Origin of the sequence: Gordonia sp. ALPHA1B1, from assembly GCF_005502615.1 — a bacterium.
Classification (GTDB): domain Bacteria; phylum Actinomycetota; class Actinomycetes; order Mycobacteriales; family Mycobacteriaceae; genus Gordonia; species Gordonia hongkongensis.
Window position 1 is genome coordinate 36,067 of the sequence record NZ_SCOC01000002.1, and the last position, 17,545, is coordinate 53,611.

A 17,545-nucleotide genomic window follows, 5' to 3' on the forward strand; every position below is an offset into this window, starting at 1 on the left:
CGTCGGTGTGGGATTCCTCCCGCGGCGCAGTTTCCGTCGTGCTTATAGGATCCAATAAGCGGAACGGAAACGGCACCGCGGGAACGAATTACGTATCTCAGGCATCCTGAATCCGCGCGAACGGTCGAGCCGCCTCGAGTTCGAAGGCCAACTCGAGGAGGGTGCGTTCCTGGCCGAGGTCGGCCGCGAAGTGGATGCCCACGGGCATGCCCGACTCCGTTTGTCCGAGAGGCAGACTGATAGCCGGGGTGCCCGCGGTGTTGTTGGCCGGGGTGAAGGCGATGAACCGGGTCAGTCGGCCCATCGCCTCGTCGAAGTCGAGTGCGGGATCGAGGTACCCGATCTCCGGGGTCGCGTGGACGACGGTCGGGTTGAGGACCACGTCGAAGGTGTCATGCAGTCCGCGGATCGCCGCCGTGGACCTCCGCAGCCCGCGGACCGCCCCGGGCAGCCGGTAGAAGTGCCGGAGCGCGCTACGCGAGAGCCCACGGGTGAACGAGTCCACCTGGGAACGGTCGAAGCCCTTGTCGACCACCCGTTTTCCGAATCGGTCCAGCGCCAGGGCCAGCAGTGACCAGTAGTCGATGAAGTCCCGGACGTAGTCGCGATCGACCGGCAACGGCACCATCTCGGTGCGATGTCCGAGGGACTCGACCAGCTCGGCGGCCTCGGTGACACACCGTTGTGTGTCCCGGTCGAGCAGCGAGCCGGTCAGCGGCTCGGTGATCAGCGCGATCTTGAGCCGTTTGGTCCCCGGCCCCTCGACCAGCCCGACCGGCGGCATCCCGGGCGCGGGCCGGAAACCCTGTGTGTCGGCGAGGAATCGGGCGGTGTCGCGCACCGAACGGCTGACGATCCCGTTCGACACGAGGTCGATCGGCGCGTCCCGGGTCTCTTTCGACGCCTCGACGCGCCCGCGACTCGGCTTCAGTCCGACCAGCCCACAGATGGCGGCGGGGATGCGGATCGACCCGCCACCGTCGTTGGCGTGGGCAATCGGCAGTGCACCGGCCGCGACGAGCGCCGCGGAACCACCGGACGAGCCGCCCGACGAGTAGTCGGTGTCCCACGGGTTGCGGGTCGGCTCGCGGTCGACGAACTCCGTCGTCGAGGTCAGTCCGAAGGCGGGCATCGTCGACGCGCCGACCACATTGACGCCGCTCGCGAGGAACTGATTGGTGAACGCCTCGTTGGCCTTCGCCGGGCGCTGGGGCACCGCAGCCGAACCGTGACAGGTCGGCAGCCCCGCGAAGTCGGTGTTGTTCTTGATGATCGACGGCACCCCGATGAACGATCCCAGCGGGAAGTCGTTCTCGACCGCGCGTTTGCGCGCACGCTCGCGATCGTCGAAAGCGATGGCGTTGAGGTGCGGGTTGACGGCATCGATCCGCGCGATCGCGGCCTCGACCGCCTCTGCGGCGGAGATCTCGCCGGATGCGATGGCCTGGGCGACGCCGACCGCGTCGTGCTCGCCGAGTGCGTCGTCGGTGAATGCGTGAACGTGTTTCATTCCCGGGACCCTATCGTCTCGGCCTACCTTCTCGGCGCAGCTCCGATCATCGACAAGACGTCATCGACCAGGCCGGCGGCGTGATCGGCGTCGAGCTCGAGTCCGAAGACCGCATGGTGATACAGCGGGGCGATCACGTGGTCGAGCACCTGCCGGACCGACGGTGTGGCCTCGCCGCGGTCCCGCGCCCGCGCGATCATCTGTTCGGCGTGCTCCCGCCGGATCTCCCAGCAGGGGCAGACCTCGACGATGTCCTCGCGCGCGGCGACCATGGCCCGGAGGTAGGCCCGGCGCTTCGGGCGTGCGATGTCGGCGGCGATGATCTGCGCCCACTCGGACAGGTCCTCGGCGAGAGTGCCGGTGTCCGGCAGGGGTTCGCCCTGCGTCAACGCCGCAACGGCGACCTCCCCGAGAAGCGCGTCGATCGTTCCCCAGCGTCGATAGATGCTGGTCGGATTCACCCCGGCGAGTTCGGCGACCTCGGGAATCGTCATCGTCTCGCGGCGCCCGGCGCCGACGAGCTGACCGACTGCCGTGTAGACGGCCGATTGCACGCGCGCGCTACGACCACCTGGACGACGGGTCGGCGAGGCGGGAGCACCAGAAATCGGGCTGTCGGGGGTGCGGGCCGTCGTCATGGAAGCCATTATTGCAAAGCTGATTGCTTTTGGAACGCGGTCCGGGCTAGTTTCTGAATGCAAATCTGTTTGCTTTAAGGAGACCTCGTGGCGCCACTGCACCCACATCGCGCGTTCTGGCTGATCGCGGCGACGTACATGATGGTCCTGTTCGCGTCCGCGGCACCGTCGCCGCTGTACCCCGTGTATCAGGAACTGTGGGGATTCTCCGCGCTCACACTGACGCTCGTGTTCGCGGTGTACGTGGTGACCATGCTGGTGAGCCTCCTGACGGTCGGGTCTCTGTCCGATCATGTCGGCCGGCGGCCTGTCCTCGCCGTCGCGCTCGTCCTGCTCATCGCGAGCATGGTGCTGTTCGTCGTAGCCGAGGACGTCGGCACCCTGCTCGCCGCGCGCGCCCTGCAAGGCCTGGCCACCGGCGCGGCGATGGGCACCTTGACCGCGACGACCGTCGATCTGCAGCCCTCGGCCCGTGCCGGATCGACGATCGTCGGCGCGGCCCCGGCGATCGGCCTGGCGAGCGGCGTCGCCGTGGCCGGGGTGCTCGTCGAGTACGCACCCGCACCCCGCGTCCTGATCTACGAGATCATCCTCGGCCTGTTCGCCGCACTGCTGATCGCCCTTCTCGTCGTCCCGGAGACCCGCGAGCGAATCGGCTTCGATTCTCGACGGCAACTGGCCGGCACGCTCGCGCCGCAGGTGCGCGTGCCTCGCGAGGTCCGCACGGTGTTCCTGGCGTCTGTTCCCGCGCTCGTCGCCACCTGGTCCCTCGGCGGCCTGTATCTCTCGCTCGGGTCGTCGGTGGTCTCCAGTGTGTTCGGCGTGGACAATCACGGCGCGGCGGGCGCGATCCTGTTCGTCTTCTTCGCCTGCGCGGCCGTCACGTCCCTGTTCATCACCGATCGCACGTCGACGATCAAGGCTGCGTACGGATTCCCCGCACTCGCCGCCGGCGTGGTGATCTCACTGGCCGGGGTCCTCATCGAATCCCTGCCCTTCTACATCGTCGGTTCGATCGTGGCCGGCTCGGGCTGGGCCGCCACCTTCCTCTCCGCGATGGACAACATCACCGCCGCGACACCTCCCACGAAGCGCGGTCAGGTCTTCTCGTCGGTGTTCGTGGCGAGCTATCTCGCGTTCAGCGTCCCGGCCGTGATCGCCGGCATCGTCGTCTCGCACATCGGTTTGCGCGACACCATCATCGGCTACGCCGGTTACGTTCTCGCGATGGTGATGATCGCGGCGGCATCCGCGGTGACAGTGCGCCGCCGGGCAGCATCCGCAGCCCGGAACGCAGTCGAAGTCTCTCCGGCGCAACCGGAACCGGCATGCAGGGGCTGAATCACCCGCCGACGGGCGGTCGCCATCCCACCATCCGCGTGGCCAGCTCCGCGTAGAAGCCCCCCATCTCGTCAGGCGAGAGTGACCCCCCGTCGCGATACCAGCGCGCGACATCGATCCCCATGGACAGCATCGCGTTGGTGGTGGCGAGTGAGTCGGCGACATCGAAGTCCCCGCATGCGATCCCGGCTTCGATGATGTCGCGCACCCGTTTGGTGATCTCGCGACGCATGGCCATCACCGTGTCCAGATGGTCGGGCGCGAGGGCGTTGAGTTCGTAGTTCACCACCCGGCCCCCCACGTGCTCGCGCGCGTGGTGCTCGGTGAAGGCGTGGAAGATCGCCCGCAGCCGGTCGCCGGGGGACGCCGACGGATCATCGGCGTCGTCGATCGCCGCGAGAATCGCGCGATGACCGGCGTCGGAGATCTCGAACAGCAGCTCCTCCTTGGAGCGGAAGTGCACGTAGACCGCCGCCGAACTCATCTGCGCGCCGTTGGCGATGTCTCTCGTGGTCGTCCCGTTGAACCCCTTGGCGGCGAACGCCTCGACGGCGGCGCGCAGGAGCCGGGCCCGGGCGGCCACGGGCCGGACTTCGGGCGTCGGATCGGCAGACGGGCCCACGGTCACCTTCTCGGAACGGTCGGACTGGTCTTCGCGACGAGCCCGTGATTGACAGCATCCGGCCCGCGCGGCATAGTGCAACCTATCACTAAGCAAGCGCTTAGTCATTCGTGGCTCGGTTGGGTTTCCCCAGCTTGGGTGCACACGGCAGAGGTCCCCAGTTCGACCACACCGCCCGGGGTACGGACACCCTCGACAGGAGTAGAGAAGAACCCATGCAGCTGAAATTCAGTCCTGAAGAAGAGGCCTTCCGCGAGGAGTTGCGCAGCATCTTCGCCAAGGTCCCCGAAGACGTCCGCAAGCGGTGCGAAGAGGGCAAGCTCCAGTACCCCGAGGACCTCGTCACCACGACGCGCATCCTCAACGAGCACGGCGTGGCCACCCCCAGCTGGCCGGTGGAGCACGGCGGCAAGGACTGGACCCCGATCCAGCACCACATCTACCGCGAGGAGATGAGCCTCGCGTTCGTCCCCGACATGCTGCCGTTCAACGTCGGCATGATCGGCCCGGTCATCGCCCAGTTCGGTTCCGACGAGATGAAGGAACGCTTCCTGGCCAAGACCGCCAACCTCGACATCTGGTGGTGCCAGGGGTTCTCCGAGCCCGAGGCCGGCTCCGACCTCGCCTCGCTGAAGACCCGCGCGGTCCGCGACGGCGACGACTACGTGATCAACGGCCAGAAGACCTGGACCACGCTCGGCCAGTTCGCGGACTGGATCTTCTGCCTCGCGCGCACCAACCCCGATGTCAAGAAGCAGGCCGGCATCAGCATGTTCCTGTTCCCGATGGACACGCCGGGCGTCGAGATCCGCCCGATCCAGCTCATCGACGGCAGCTACGAGGTCAACGAGGTCTTCTTCAACGACGTCCGCGTGCCCGCCGAGAACATGGTCGGCGAGGAGAACAGCGGCTGGACCCAGGCGAAGTTCCTGCTCGGCAACGAGCGCAACGGCATCGCCCGCGTCGGCTACACCAAGGCCAAGCTCGCCCGCGCCAAGGAACTCGCCAAGCAGACCCGGACCGCCAAGGGCACCCTGCTCGACGATCCGCTGTTCGCCGCCCGCCTGGCCGAGGTCGAGAACGAGCTGCTCGCCCTCGAGCTCACCCAGCTGCGCGTCGCCGCCTCGTCGGCCGACGGCAAGCCGAACCCGGCATCGTCGCTGCTCAAGCTGACCGGCAGCCAGCTGCAGCAGGCCGCCATGGAGCTCCTCGCCGACATCGCGGGCCCCGACTCGCTCCCGGTCGCCCAGCTCGACGCCTCGGCTCCGAACGGCAGCGCCGAGGTGAGCGCCCCCGAATGGGCCCAGCTCGCCGCCCCGACCTATCTCAACTACCGCAAGGTCACGATCTACGGCGGGTCGTCGGAGGTCCAGCGCCAGATCATCGACAAGGCTGTCCTCGGCCTCTGAGCGCCGACCCCGCACCTTTCGACCTTTCACTAAGGAACACCATGGATTTCGAGCTTTCCGAAGAGCAGGGGATGCTGCGCGACACCGTTCGCGAGGTCCTCACCAAGACCTACGACGTCGAGACGCTGCGCAAGGTCACCGACACCGATCTCGGCTGGAGCGAGAAGGTGTGGAAGTCGCTGGCCGAGATAGGCATCCTCGGCCTCACCTTCCCGGAGGACGAGGGCGGCATGGACGCCGGCCCCGTCGAATTCACCAGTGTCATGACCGAACTCGGCCGCGCACTGGCACCTGAGCCCTACCTCGACTCGGTCCTCGTCCCCGGCTCGCTCCTCGGCCTCGCCGACGACGCGACCCGCGCCGAGCTGCGGACCGCACTGGCGTCGGGCGAACTGCTGATGGCCTTCGCCCACACCGAGCCGGGCGACCGCTGGCCGGAGGCGCGGGTGGAAACCACCGCGTCGGCCGACGGCGTCCTCAACGGCACCAAGAGCCTTGTCGGACACGGCGATTGCGCTGCGAAGCTGATCGTTTCGGCGCGCGACGACAACGGCGTCGGCCTCTACCTGGTCGACGCGGACGCCGACGGCATCACCCGGACCCCGTACCGGACGCACGATCGCCGCCGCGGCGCACAGATCGAGTTCCGCGACGTCAAGGCCACCCGCCTGGGCAGCGGCGACGCGTCGCAGACCATCGCCGACGCCGAGGTCGGCATCCAGACCGCACTGTGCGCCGAGGCCGTCGGCGCGATGGAGCGGAGCCTGGACCTGACCGTCGAATACCTCAAGTCGCGCAAGCAGTTCGGCGTCACGCTGTCGGCCTTCCAGGCCCTCACCCACCGGGCCGCCGACATGTACGTCCAGCTCGAACTCGCCCGCAGCCTGAGCCTCTACGCGACGTCGGCGCTGGCGGACGGGATCGCCGATCCGATCATCGCGTCGCGGGCCAAGCTGCAGATCTGCCGGTCGGCGCGCCTGATCGGTCAGGAAGCGATCCAGATGCACGGCGGCATCGGTATGACCGCCGAGTACCCGATCGCCCATTACGTGAGCCGTCTGACGGCGATCAGCCACACCCTGGGCGACGCGTCGGACCATGTGACCCGCCTGGCGGAGAACATCGACACCTACGACATGCTCAGCGTCGGCTGATACCGGCTACTGTCCTTCAGCGAAGGCCCTGCGCGTTCTCGCGCGCAGGCCTTCGCTGAAGTCGTTGTCGGGCGGCAGCCCGCTGATGCCGATGCGAGGCGAGAGGGAGCCGGATGGAACTGCTGCGGGACAACCTGGCCGCGGGGGCATCGTTCAGCCTGGTGGGGATCGCCGTGCTCGTCCTCGGCTTCGCCGCCCTCGACCTGGTGACACCGGGCCGGCTGCGGCAGCTGGTGTGGATCGAGCACAACCGCAACGCGGTGCTGCTGACCACATCGGTGGTCATCGGTCTCGCGATCGTGCTGGTCTGTTCGGTCATCGACACCGAACTCCTGGAACTGTGGCGCGCGTTGCTCTACACCGTCGCGTACACGGTCTTGGCGATCGCGGTGATGATGTGGTCGTTCGTGCTGATCGACTGGCTCACACCCGGGAAGCTCGGCACGCTGCTCTTCGACGGCGCGCCGCGCAGTGACGAGACCCCCGACGACGCCGTGACCACCGGCCGCCGGGCCGCCGACGAACACCCCGCCGGGTGGATCACCGCCGCCGTCTTCGTGGCCATCGGTGCCGTCATCGGGATCACCCTGCTGGTCTGAGTTCGGAGCGACATCGCTGGTCCAGGCGTTTTCCGGGGTTGACTCGGGCGCCCGAACATGCTTATTGACCCTCGGCCAACAAGCCCATAGGGTGAGCGACCATGACCGCAGCACTCATCGAGGAATCCATCGACATCGACGCCACGCCCGAGCAGGTGTGGTCGGTGATCTCCGATCTGAAGCGCATGGGCGAGTGGAGCCCCCAGTGCAAGAAGATGATCATCCGCGGCGGCACCGTCGGGTTGGGGACCAAGACCATCAACATCAACCGCCGGGGTCCGCTGGTGTGGCCGACCACCTCCAAGGTCGTCCGGTTCACCCCGAACCAGGAACTCGGCTTCCGGGTCGCGGAGAACCACACCATCTGGAGCTACACCATCACCCCGAAGGACGCCGGGGTCACGGTCACCGAGCGGCGCGAGGTCAACGGGTCGACCACCAAGGTGTCGTCGGTACTCGTCGACAAGCTCTTCGGCGGCGCCGAGTCGTTCGAAGAGGAGCTCAAGCTCGGGATGGCCGAGACGCTGGGCAAGATCAAGCGCGCCGCCGAGTCCAACTGATGATCAGGTCCCGCTGAGCTTGCCGATGAGCTCGGGGAGGTCGGCGACCGAGTCGATGATGTGGTCGGGGTAGGGCCCGAACTCGTCACGCTGCAACGCATGCAGCGCCTCCTCGCGGAACTTGCCGGTACGGACCAACACCCCGATCAGCGCCGCCGCCTGGGCACCGAGAACGTCGTTGTGCATGTCGTCGCCGACCATCACCACCTGGGTCGGCTCGAGACCGAGCACTTCGGTGGCCGCCCGGAAACCGACCGGCGACGGTTTGCCGATCGCCTTGATCTTTGCGCCCGAAGCCTTTTCGAGGCCCTCGAGGTACACCCCGGTGTCGATGCTCAGACCGGCCGACGTCGACCAGGTCATCGACCGGTGCATCGCGATCACCGGGATGCCGTCGAGCAGCATCTCCAGGACCTTCGACAATGCCACGTGGGTGAACACCGAGCCGGCGCCGCCGAGTACCACCACCTCGGCCGACGCCGGGTCGTCGGTCAACTCCACGCCGGTCATGTCCTCGGCGATCGGGCCCTGGTTGAGCACCCACACGCGCTTGCCCGGATAGGTGGCGGCGACGTGTTCGGCGGTCAGCTTGGCGGCCGACAGGATCTCGTCCGGCTTCACCTCGAAACCGCATTCGTTGAGCGCCTCGGCGATCTCGCCACGCGAGCGGGACGTCGTGTTGGTCAAGAACATCCGCGGGATGCCCTGGTCGGCGAGATCGGCGATCGCCTCGACCGCGCCGGGCAGCGCCTGCCACGAGGTGACCATCACCCCGTCGATGTCGAACAGCAGACCCAGCGCCATGCGCACGAATGTAGTCCTCGCCCAGCGGCGTCGCAGGACGGCCCGGCCACGAGCCGGGACGGCGGCATCGTCCCCGTCGACACCTGGCATGCTGAGCGCATGCGTACCGTCGTAGAGCATCAGCGCGTCGTCGCGGCGTTGTTCGGCGCACCCGAACCGTCGGAGGTCGCGGTACCCGAATCGCTGGGTCTCGCCACGTTCACCGACGTCGACGCCCCGCTGTCGCTGCCCGGCTTCGACAACTCCGCGATGGACGGATTCGCGGTCCGCGCCGACGATCTCGCGGACGCGAGCGCCGACGATCCGGTCACCCTGCCGGTCGCCGCGGACATCCCCGCCGGCCGCACCGACGACCTCACTCTCGAGCCGGGCACCGCGCACCGCATCATGACCGGCGCCCCGATGCCCGCGGGCGCCGACGCGGTGGTCCCGGTCGAACTGACCGACGCCGTGGTGGGCCCGGTCGCCGCGGCGCCGACCGTCACGTTCACCGCCGCACCCGAGCGCGGCAGGCACATCCGGCGCGGCGGCTCCGACATCGAGGCCAGCACCCGGGCGCTGCCGGCCGGCACGGTGATCGGCGCACCGCAGATCGGCCTGCTCGCCGCACTGGGCCTCGCCGAGATCACCGTCGCCCGACGGCTGCGGGTCGTCGTGCTGTCCACCGGTTCCGAACTCGTCGAACCCGGAAAACCGTTGCGCCACGGGCAGATCTATGAGTCTAACGGCGCGATGCTGACCGCCGCGGTCATCGAGGCCGGCGCGGCCGGCCGTCACCTGCACTTCGTGCCCGACAACACCGCGGACTTCGCCGCGCGGCTCGACGAGGTCGCCGACGACGCCGATCTGATCATCACCTCGGGCGGTGTCAGCGCCGGCGCCTTCGAGGTGGTGAAGGACGCACTGTCGGCGACCGGGACCGTCGAGTTCGTGAAGGTTGCGATGCAGCCGGGCATGCCCCAGGGGTGCGGCCACTTCCCCTCCTCCCGCGGCCGGCGCGTGCCGATCATCACGCTGCCGGGAAATCCCGTCAGTGCACTCGTGTCCTTCGAGGTCTTCATCCGGCCCGCGCTGCGGGCCGCGATGTCACTGCCCGCCGACCGGGAACGAATCCGAGCTCGTCTCGGTGCCGACATCCGCTCACCCCGCGGCAAACGACAGTTCCTGCGGGGCGTGCTCGACGCCGGGCCTCGCGACGGGGTGGTCGGGGTGGACCCGATCGGCCCGCCGGCGTCCCATCACCTGCGCTACCTCGCCGAGGCCGACGCGCTCATCGACGTCCCCGCCGACGTCGAGACGGTCGAGGCGGGAGCCCTGGTGGACGTGCTGGTCCTGCGCTGACGACGAGGTCTCCGGGCGCGGCGCTCTAGAGTGGACGCCGATGCACCCGGCGATGCGGTGCGCACCATGTACCCGGCCTGGACACAGGCCAGAGGAGGTTGATCGTGGCCCGACGTCCGCGTCCGGACGGCTCCGGTGACACCGGCCGTGTCGCCCATTTTCTCGATCTGGCCCGAGAGACCATCCCTCCGATCCACCCGGCGGGTGTGCCGTTCGTCGCCGCGCCCGCCGCCGTCGCGCTCCTCGGGCGTCGACACCGCTGGATCGCCCGGCCGGCCGCGCTGACCGCCGGCGCGTGCGCGGCCTTCTTCCGGCATCCGAAGCGGGTCACCCCTACCGAACCCGGTGTGGTGGTCGCCCCCGCGGACGGGACCATCGCCCTGGTCGACGAGGCCGTCCCGCCCGCCGAGTCCGGCCTGGGCACACAGCCGCTGCCCCGGGTCTCGACCTTCCTGTCGATCTTCGACGTCCACGTGCAGCGCGTGCCGATCGCGGGCACGGTGACCACCGTGACCCACACGCCCGGCGCGTTCGTCTCCGCCGACCTGCCCGAGGCCAGCCGTGACAACGAGCGGACCACGATGACCATCCGCACCACCGCCGCAGACGGCGCACCCGGCCCCGAGCTGGCGGTCGTGCAGATCGCCGGTCTCATCGCCCGTCGGATCGTGTGCGAACCCACGGTCGGGGACTCGCTGGCGATCGGCGAGACCTACGGGCTGATCCGATTCGGGTCGCGGGTCGACGTCTACTTCCCGGCCGGCACCCGGCCCCGCGTCTCGGTCGGCCAGCGCGCGGTCGGCGGCGAGACCCCGTTCGCGTACCTGAATCAGTGAACTCCGGCCCGGTGAACCCGACCGACATGACCTCACCCGGCACGAACCCCGGGCGGCGACGCCCCGGCTCGCGCACCGCGCGCATCCCGACCGCGCGCTCGGCCAGCCGGCACGCACAGGCACATCCGGTTCCGCGGGAGCCGGAGCGCCGGCGTCTGCGCCGCCAGGCACAGGCCAGCCGGATCGTGATCCCGTCGTCGCTGACGATCCTCGCGATCTGCGCGGGCCTCACGGCCATGCGGTCGGCGATCAACGGCGACGTCGACACCGCGATGGCCCTTCTGGTCGCGGCCGCGTTCCTCGACGGCATCGACGGTCGGGTCGCACGCCTGATGGGAGCCACGAGCCGGATCGGCGCCGAGATCGACTCACTGGCCGACGCGATCAACTTCGGTGTGGTCCCGGCGATGATCGTCTACTTCCACTTCATCGACGGGCATGACCTCGGCTGGGTGCTCGCACTGATCTACTGCTGCGCCATCGTCCTGCGCCTCGCCAGGTTCAACACCCTGCTCGACGACGACGAGGCACCCGCGTACACCAAGGATTTCTTCGTCGGTGTCCCCGCGCCCGCCGCGGCGATCTGCGCGCTCCTGCCGATCGGGCTGGAGCAACAGTTCGGCGACGGGTGGTGGACGTCGTTGCCGGCCGTCGGCGGGTGGCTGATCTTCGTCGCCTTCCTGGCCGTCAGTCGCGTCCCGACGTCCTCGCTGAAGACCGCGTCGATCCCGGCCCGCGCGGTGGCCGGCCTGCTGGTGCTGGTCGCCGCGGCCGCGGCACTGCTGGTGACCTTCCCGTACGTGCTGATGATGATCGCCATCGCCGGATACGTCCTGCACATCCCGTATGCGTGGCGCGCGCGCCGCTGGGTCGCCTCCCGGCCCGAGCACTGGGACGACAAGCCGGCCGAACGTCGGGCACAGCGTCGGGCCCTGCGTGCCACGTCGCCCGGAGGTCGACGCCGTCGGCCGGTCATCAACTCCCTCGGCCGTATGGGCCTGAACCGTCCCACCGGCCCCGGCCGGTCCGTGGTCGGCGCGCCCGGCGAGACGACCGAAAGCGAGCCCGAATGAGCACACCGGCCTCCCTCACGCTGACCGCGCGGCACAATCCCTCGGCGGCCGAGGCGCGGCGCGGCATCATCCGCGTGCATCCCGAGGTGTTGACGGCCCTCTCGCTGCGGGAATGGGACGCGGTGTCGATCACCGGCGCACGGGTCACGGCGGCCGTGGTGGCCGCGACCGAGGCCTCCGCGCCGACCGGCGTCGCCCTCCTCGACGAGATCGCCTTCTCCAACGCCGGTGTCCGCGAGAACTCGACGGTCGTGCTGGCGCCCGTTGAGGTGCAGGGCGCGAGCCGGGTGGTGGTGAGCGGTTCGGCGCTGGCCACCCAGTCGATCACCGAGTCGACGCTGCGCCGCGCGCTGCTGGGGAAGGTCTTGTCCGTCGGTGACGCCGTCTCGCTGCTCCCCCGCGACCTCGGCCCCGAACTCGCCGCGACCGAGGCCACGCGCGCCCTGGCCCGGTCGGTCGGGATCACCTGGACCACCGAGCTGCTGACCGTCACCGCCACCGAGCCCGGGCCACCCGCGGGCGGTCCGGCGTCGACGCCGGTGAGCGTGCAGACCAACACCGCTGTGCTGTGGTCGACGACCGCGGGCGAGGTGCCGCCCCTCGTCGACCGGACCGGTCCGGGGTCACCCCGGATCCCCGGCGCCCTCGGCATGGTGTCGGAGTCCGACTCCCGCCCGCGGCCGGTCGCCGCGCCCAGCCCGGTCCGCGAGCCCGCCCGTGAGCCCGAGATCCCGGTCCGGCCGGTGTCGGAGCTGGTCGGCGTGGACTCCCAGATCACCAAGCTCACCGAGTGGCTCACCATCACCCTCGACGAGCCGGAGGTGCTGCGCACCCTCGGTGCGACACCGCGTCTCGGCGTCCTGGTCACCGGCCCGGCCGGCGGCGGCAAGGCGACCTTCGTGCGTTCGGTGTGCGCGTCGCGCACGCTGGTGACCATCGACGGCCCGACGGTCGGCGCGACGGAGGCCAACACCCGCCTGCGGACGGTCGCCGACGCGGTGGCCCGCACCCGGGCGGCCGCCGGGGTCCTGCTGATCACCGACGTCGACGCGCTGTTACCCGCCGAACCCGAGCCCGTCGCCGCACTGATCCTCGACGAACTGCGTTCCGGCATCGCCGACGGCCGCATCGCACTCATCGCGACCACCGCCGAACCGGTACGCCTCGACGCCCGGTTGCGCGACCCGTCGCTCTGCGACCGGGAACTGGTCATCGGCCTCCCCGACGCCGCGACCCGGGCGCGGTTGCTCTCGGCGATCCTGTCGAACGTCCCGACCGACGGCGACCTCGACCTCACGTCGGTCGCCTCGCGCACCCCCGGTTTCGTCGCCGGGGATCTCGCCGCGCTGGCCCGCGAGGCCGCACTGCGCGCCGCGACGCGTGCGAGTGCCGAGAAGTCCGCGCCGTCGCTGCGCACCGAGGATCTCGTCGGCGCCCTCGACGTCATCCGGCCGGTGTCCCGCTCGGATTCCCCCGAAGTCGCGCTTGGCTCGATCACCCTCGCCGACGTCGGCGACATGGTCGAGACGAAACAGGCTCTGACCGAAGCGGTCCTGTGGCCGCTGCAACACCCCGACACCTTCGCCCGGCTCGGCGTCGACCCGCCGCGTGGGGTGCTGCTGTTCGGCCCGCCGGGCTGCGGCAAGACCTTCGTCGTCCGCGCGCTCGCGGCGTCGGGTCAGCTGTCGGTGCACACGGTCAAGGGCGCCGAGCTGATGGACAAGTGGGTCGGGTCGTCGGAGAAGGCGGTGCGGGATCTGTTCGCCCGTGCCCGCGAGTCGGCGCCCTCGCTGATCTTCCTGGACGAGGTCGACGCGCTGGCCCCGCGCCGCGGTCAGTCCACCGACTCCGGTGTCGGCGACCGGGTGGTCGCCGCGCTGCTCACCGAACTCGACGGCGTCGAACCACTCCAGGACGTCGTGGTGCTCGGTGCGACGAACCGGCCCGACCTCATCGACCCGGCGCTTCTGCGGCCCGGGCGACTGGAACGGCTCGTCTTCGTGCCGCCGCCGGACGCCGACGCCCGCGGCGACATCCTGCGCGCCACCGGGCGCGACGTCCCGCTCGACGGAGTCGACCTCGACGAGCTGGCCGGCGACCTCGAGGGCTACTCGGCGGCCGACTGTTCGGCCCTGCTGCGCGAGGCCGCCCTGTCGGCGATGCGCCGGGACATCGACGCCGCCGCGGTCACCGTGGCCGACGTCGAGGAGGCCCGCAAGCGGGTTCGGCCGTCGCTCGATCCCGCGCAGGTCGCCGACCTCAAGGCCTACGCCGAGCGTCGGCTCGACTGAGCACCGCCGAGCCTCCCTCGGCCACCGGGTGAGTCCCGGAACTCACCCGGAATAACCTCCGATAGTTGTTGGTTGCAACCATCACGACTTATGGTTGCATCAATCAACCAATCGGGTGCGCCACCGCGCGCGCCGATTCGCCGCCCGCCCGTCTCCTCGTCGCGGGCAGCTCTCTTTCTCGGAGGTTTGCCATATGAGTGCACCCGCGTCCGCGATGGCGCCGGCCGAAGACGTGCCGATGACGCATCGTCAGAAGATCGAGGCCCTCATCGGCCTCCTGCTCGGCATGTTCGTCGCGTTCCTGTCGTCGACCGTGGTGTCCAACGCCCTGCCGACGATCATCACCGACCTGCACGGCACCCAGGACCAGTACACCTGGGTCATCACCGCGACCCTGCTCGCGTCCACCGCGACCACGCCCATCTGGGGCAAGTTCGCCGACCTGGTCAGCAAGAAGCTGCTGGTCCAGGGCGCGCTGTTCCTGTTCACCCTGGGTTCGGTCCTCGCCGGGCTCTCCACCTCGGTCGACATGCTGATCGGCTTCCGCGTCATCCAGGGCCTGGGCCTCGGCGGCCTGCAGGCGCTGGTCGTGATCGTCGTCGCGACGATGTTCAGCCCGCGCGAACGCGGCCGCTACCAGGGCCCGATGGCCGCGGTGATGTCCGTCGCGACCGTCGCCGGTCCGCTCATCGGCGGCGTCATCGTCGACACCAGCTGGCTCGGCTGGCGCTGGACGTTCTACGTCTGCGTCCCGCTCGCCGTCATCGCCCTACTCGTCATCCAGCGCACGCTGAACGTCCCGGTGGTCCGCAAGAAGGTCAGCATCGACTACCTCGGCGCCGCCCTCATCGCCTCGGGCGTCAGCACCCTGCTCATCTGGGTCACCTTGGCGGGCAAGAACTTCGACTGGGCGTCGATGACCTCGTACGGACTGGTGGCACTCGGAGTCGCGCTGCTCGCCGCAGCCGTCTTCGTCGAGTCCAGGGTGTCCAGCCCGATCATCCCGCTGCACATCTTCCGCGACCGCACCACGGCCCTGGCGACTGTCGCCAGCGTCGGCGTCGGTGTCGCCCTGTTCGGCGGCGCTGTGTTCCTCGGGCAGTACTTCCAGATCGCGCGCGGCTACTCGCCGACCGCGGCGGGCCTGCTGACGCTGCCGATGGTCATCGGCTCGATGCTCTCGGCGACCGTGTCGGGCAACCTGATCACCAGGTACGGGCGGTGGAAGCGATTCCTCGTGGCCGGTGCCGCGATGATGACGATCGGCTTCGGCCTGCTCGCGACGATCGACGCCCACACCGACATGGTCGTGGTCGGTGTATTCCTCTTCGTCCTGGGCTGCGGCATGGGTATGACGATGCAGAACCTGGTCCTCGCGGTGCAGAACAACGTCAGCCCCGACAACCTCGGCGCGGCGACCTCGACGGTCACCTTCTTCCGCTCCCTCGGTGGCGCGGCGGGTGTCTCGGTGCTCGGCGCGGTTCTGTCCAACCACGTCACCGACCTCATCGCGAAGGGGCTCGGCGCACTCGGCATCGGCGCCGGCGCATCCGGTGGCGGCAGTGCCGGCCTGGCCAATCTGAACGAGCTGCCGGCTCCGATCGCGGCCATCGTCCGCGGCGCCTACGGCGACGGGACCGCCCGGGTGTTCCTGGTCGCGGCGGTCATGGCGGCCCTGAGCTTCATCGCCATCGCGTTCATCAAGGAGGTTGCGCTGAAGACGATGAGCAGCGACGAGGAGCGCCGCGCGCAGGAGGCGGCGGTCGCCGACGTCGCCGTGCCCGCAGCCGTGGCACCGTCGGCGGTCGGTCCCGTCGCGGACGACGCCGTCGCCGGCGAGACGCGGACGGGCGACGCCACCCGCGCCCGATGAACACCATCGCCGTCGGGGTCGATCTGAGTCCCGAATCCGAGGCGGCCGCTCACTGGGCGGCCGCCTCGGCCCGCGACGGGGACCACCTGCTACTGATCCACGGATTCGCGGCAGCCGTTGCGCTGCAACCACTCAGCGAGTTCGAACTCGACTTCGACGTCAGCGCCACGCGGCGAGCAGCGGCCGCCCACCTGACCGCGGTGGCCGGCCGTCTCGGCACCCGGCATCCGGGCCTGCGCATCGAGACCGTCGTCGAACACGACTTCGCGATGCCCCTGCTCACCAGGCTGTCGGGCCAGGTCGATCTGATGGTCCTCGGCCATCATCGACCCGGCCTCATCGAACGCCTCACCACCGGGAGCATCAGCTCAGCGCTCTCGGCCCGGTCGCGATGCCCGGTCGTGACGGTCCCGTACGGCAACCTCGCGACGGGCGGTCCGGTCGTCGCGGCCATCGATGCCGACGCCCCGTCCGATCTCGCGCTGTCGACCGCCTTCGAGTACGCCGATGCCACCGGCAGCCCCGTGGCGATCGTGTGCGCGATCCCCGACGACGCCCCGCCCACTCGGATCGAAGCGGTGTACGCGCGAGCCGATGCGCTGCTCGAACCCTGGCGCCGGCGCTTCCCCGACCGCGACACGACGCTGCAGTTGGTCAACGGCAACCCGTCGAGGGCCGTCGGCGAGGCGGTTCCGCAGGCGTCGCTGCTCGTCGTCACCCGGCCACGCGCGGGAAGCACCTTCGCGACCTGGGCGGGGTCGGTGGCGCGCGCCGCCCAGCACCACACGCGATGCCCGATCGCGATCGTCGATCACAGTCGGTCCGGTCACCTCGACCGCGGGTCGACGAGCTAGTGGTGTGTCTCGGAAATAGGTGGCCGGTATCCGGTGGAGCGATCGGTGTTCTGGCAAGGCGGAGGAGGGAGGGATAGCGGAGCTATCTCGACCGACGACAACGCAGCCAGGCGCCGATCGAGCGCCGGAGACCAGTCGCTTATTTCCGAGACACACCACTAGTGCGATGCCTACTCCACGTTGACCAGATAGAACACCGACGACCCACCGCCCGCAGCCTGCGGGGACGCGCCGATCTGGACCCAGTAGGTCGAACCCTCCTTGGTCGCCGACAGCACGACGACCGATTGTCCACCCTCGGTCGACCGGTGCGATTCGACGTAACCGGCCTCGGTGAGCGTCTCGGTCGCGGCCTCGAGCTGATTGCCCGCGTTGGCCGGGCCCTGCACCGCGACCTCCCAGCCGTCGGAGCGACTGCCGCTCGCCGAGAGCACGTGACCATCGATGAGCGGGACCTGCGCGGCCGGGAAATCCGACGGCAACGGGACGCCGTCGGGGCCGGCCTGCTCCTCGTCCGCACAACCCGCGACGAGGCCGAACACCAGCAGGACAGCGGCGATGCTGACGGCGGTACGCCGGAGCCAGTCGAACCGGAACATACGGGCAACGGTAAAGTAGCCACCGCGGGTGTTCGCCCGTG

Annotated in this window: 16 protein-coding genes; 11 read left to right on the forward strand and 5 right to left on the reverse strand. The window is 69.6% G+C overall.

Annotated elements, in window-relative coordinates:
• Positions 1 to 97: 97 nt before the first annotated feature.
• Positions 98 to 1,510, reverse strand: a complete 1,413-nt coding sequence (locus FFS52_RS01325) for an amidase (RefSeq protein WP_137808572.1) — start codon at positions 1,508 to 1,510, stop codon at positions 98 to 100.
• Between the two features lie 23 nt (positions 1,511 to 1,533).
• Positions 1,534 to 2,148, reverse strand: coding sequence for a TetR/AcrR family transcriptional regulator (locus tag FFS52_RS01330; RefSeq protein ID WP_137808573.1), 615 nt, complete (start codon positions 2,146 to 2,148; stop codon positions 1,534 to 1,536).
• An 87-nt stretch (positions 2,149 to 2,235) separates the two neighbouring features.
• Here FFS52_RS01330 and FFS52_RS01335 point away from each other — a divergent pair, with 87 nt between their 5' ends.
• Positions 2,236 to 3,489 (forward strand): MFS transporter, encoded by a 1,254-nt coding sequence (locus tag FFS52_RS01335; protein ID WP_137808574.1) that lies wholly within the window; start codon positions 2,236 to 2,238, stop codon positions 3,487 to 3,489.
• A 1-nt stretch (position 3,490) separates the two neighbouring features.
• Here the strand turns inward: FFS52_RS01335 and FFS52_RS01340 are convergent, their stop codons facing one another.
• The gene (locus FFS52_RS01340) at positions 3,491 to 4,117 is read right to left on the reverse strand and encodes a TetR/AcrR family transcriptional regulator (protein ID WP_137808575.1); all 627 of its coding nucleotides are present in this window, start codon (positions 4,115 to 4,117) and stop codon (positions 3,491 to 3,493) included.
• A gap of 209 nt (positions 4,118 to 4,326) precedes the next feature.
• Between FFS52_RS01340 and FFS52_RS01345 the strand changes: the two genes are divergently transcribed.
• The 4 genes from FFS52_RS01345 (at position 4,327) to FFS52_RS01360 (ending at position 7,833) form a co-directional block, all read left to right on the forward strand.
• Positions 4,327 to 5,520 carry an acyl-CoA dehydrogenase family protein gene (locus tag FFS52_RS01345; RefSeq protein WP_058251335.1) on the forward strand — a complete coding sequence of 398 codons (1,194 nt, stop codon included), beginning with the start codon at positions 4,327 to 4,329 and terminating at the stop codon, positions 5,518 to 5,520.
• 41 nt (positions 5,521 to 5,561) lie between these two features.
• The gene (locus FFS52_RS01350) at positions 5,562 to 6,674 is read left to right on the forward strand and encodes an acyl-CoA dehydrogenase family protein (RefSeq protein ID WP_137808576.1); all 1,113 of its coding nucleotides are present in this window, start codon (positions 5,562 to 5,564) and stop codon (positions 6,672 to 6,674) included.
• 113 nt (positions 6,675 to 6,787) lie between these two features.
• On the forward strand, positions 6,788 to 7,273 hold the full coding sequence (locus FFS52_RS01355; protein ID WP_137808577.1) for a DUF350 domain-containing protein: 486 nt from the start codon (positions 6,788 to 6,790) through the stop codon (positions 7,271 to 7,273).
• 101 nt (positions 7,274 to 7,374) lie between these two features.
• Positions 7,375 to 7,833: an SRPBCC family protein gene (locus FFS52_RS01360; protein ID WP_058251338.1), complete on the forward strand. Its 459-nt coding sequence runs from the start codon at positions 7,375 to 7,377 to the stop codon at positions 7,831 to 7,833.
• Positions 7,834 to 7,836: 3 nt separating this feature from the next.
• Here the strand turns inward: FFS52_RS01360 and FFS52_RS01365 are convergent, their stop codons facing one another.
• On the reverse strand, positions 7,837 to 8,637 hold the full coding sequence (locus tag FFS52_RS01365) for an HAD-IIA family hydrolase (RefSeq protein WP_137808686.1): 801 nt from the start codon (positions 8,635 to 8,637) through the stop codon (positions 7,837 to 7,839).
• 99 nt (positions 8,638 to 8,736) lie between these two features.
• Here FFS52_RS01365 and glp point away from each other — a divergent pair, with 99 nt between their 5' ends.
• From glp to FFS52_RS01395, 6 genes are all read left to right on the forward strand, one after another.
• Positions 8,737 to 9,978, forward strand: coding sequence for a gephyrin-like molybdotransferase Glp (gene glp, locus FFS52_RS01370; protein ID WP_137808578.1), 1,242 nt, complete (start codon positions 8,737 to 8,739; stop codon positions 9,976 to 9,978).
• A gap of 104 nt (positions 9,979 to 10,082) precedes the next feature.
• Positions 10,083 to 10,814: a phosphatidylserine decarboxylase gene (locus FFS52_RS01375; RefSeq protein WP_137808579.1), complete on the forward strand. Its 732-nt coding sequence runs from the start codon at positions 10,083 to 10,085 to the stop codon at positions 10,812 to 10,814.
• Positions 10,815 to 10,840: 26 nt separating this feature from the next.
• Entirely contained in the window at positions 10,841 to 11,887 is a 1,047-nt protein-coding gene (locus FFS52_RS01380; RefSeq protein WP_249356445.1) for a phosphatidylcholine/phosphatidylserine synthase, read from the forward strand.
• Entirely contained in the window at positions 11,884 to 14,178 is a 2,295-nt protein-coding gene (locus FFS52_RS01385; protein ID WP_137808581.1) for an AAA family ATPase, read from the forward strand. The genes FFS52_RS01380 and FFS52_RS01385 overlap by 4 nt, the downstream gene beginning before the upstream one ends.
• Positions 14,179 to 14,371: 193 nt before the next feature.
• Positions 14,372 to 16,051: an MDR family MFS transporter gene (locus FFS52_RS01390; RefSeq protein WP_137808582.1), complete on the forward strand. Its 1,680-nt coding sequence runs from the start codon at positions 14,372 to 14,374 to the stop codon at positions 16,049 to 16,051.
• Positions 16,048 to 16,905, forward strand: coding sequence for a universal stress protein (locus FFS52_RS01395; protein ID WP_137808583.1), 858 nt, complete (start codon positions 16,048 to 16,050; stop codon positions 16,903 to 16,905). The genes FFS52_RS01390 and FFS52_RS01395 overlap by 4 nt, the downstream gene beginning before the upstream one ends.
• Before the next feature lie 170 nt (positions 16,906 to 17,075).
• Here FFS52_RS01395 and FFS52_RS01400 read toward each other — a convergent pair whose 3' ends face one another.
• Positions 17,076 to 17,504: a hypothetical protein gene (locus tag FFS52_RS01400; RefSeq protein ID WP_137808584.1), complete on the reverse strand. Its 429-nt coding sequence runs from the start codon at positions 17,502 to 17,504 to the stop codon at positions 17,076 to 17,078.
• Positions 17,505 to 17,545: the final 41 nt, after the last annotated feature.

Bases quoted from the DNA above. Each gene is read 5' to 3' on its own strand.
- FFS52_RS01325 (WP_137808572.1), bottom strand. From the start codon at position 1,510: ATGAAACACGTTCACGCATTCACCGACGACGCACTCGGCGAGCACGAC.
- FFS52_RS01330 (WP_137808573.1), bottom strand. From the start codon at position 2,148: ATGACGACGGCCCGCACCCCCGACAGCCCGATTTCTGGTGCTCCCGCC.
- FFS52_RS01345 (WP_058251335.1), top strand. From the start codon at position 4,327: ATGCAGCTGAAATTCAGTCCTGAAGAAGAGGCCTTCCGCGAGGAGTTG.
- FFS52_RS01350 (WP_137808576.1), top strand. From the start codon at position 5,562: ATGGATTTCGAGCTTTCCGAAGAGCAGGGGATGCTGCGCGACACCGTT.
- FFS52_RS01355 (WP_137808577.1), top strand. From the start codon at position 6,788: ATGGAACTGCTGCGGGACAACCTGGCCGCGGGGGCATCGTTCAGCCTG.
- FFS52_RS01360 (WP_058251338.1), top strand. From the start codon at position 7,375: ATGACCGCAGCACTCATCGAGGAATCCATCGACATCGACGCCACGCCC.
- FFS52_RS01365 (WP_137808686.1), bottom strand. From the start codon at position 8,637: ATGGCGCTGGGTCTGCTGTTCGACATCGACGGGGTGATGGTCACCTCG.
- glp (WP_137808578.1), top strand. From the start codon at position 8,737: ATGCGTACCGTCGTAGAGCATCAGCGCGTCGTCGCGGCGTTGTTCGGC.
- FFS52_RS01380 (WP_249356445.1), top strand. From the start codon at position 10,841: ATGACCTCACCCGGCACGAACCCCGGGCGGCGACGCCCCGGCTCGCGC.
- FFS52_RS01385 (WP_137808581.1), top strand. From the start codon at position 11,884: ATGAGCACACCGGCCTCCCTCACGCTGACCGCGCGGCACAATCCCTCG.
- FFS52_RS01390 (WP_137808582.1), top strand. From the start codon at position 14,372: ATGAGTGCACCCGCGTCCGCGATGGCGCCGGCCGAAGACGTGCCGATG.
- FFS52_RS01395 (WP_137808583.1), top strand. From the start codon at position 16,048: ATGAACACCATCGCCGTCGGGGTCGATCTGAGTCCCGAATCCGAGGCG.
- FFS52_RS01400 (WP_137808584.1), bottom strand. From the start codon at position 17,504: ATGTTCCGGTTCGACTGGCTCCGGCGTACCGCCGTCAGCATCGCCGCT.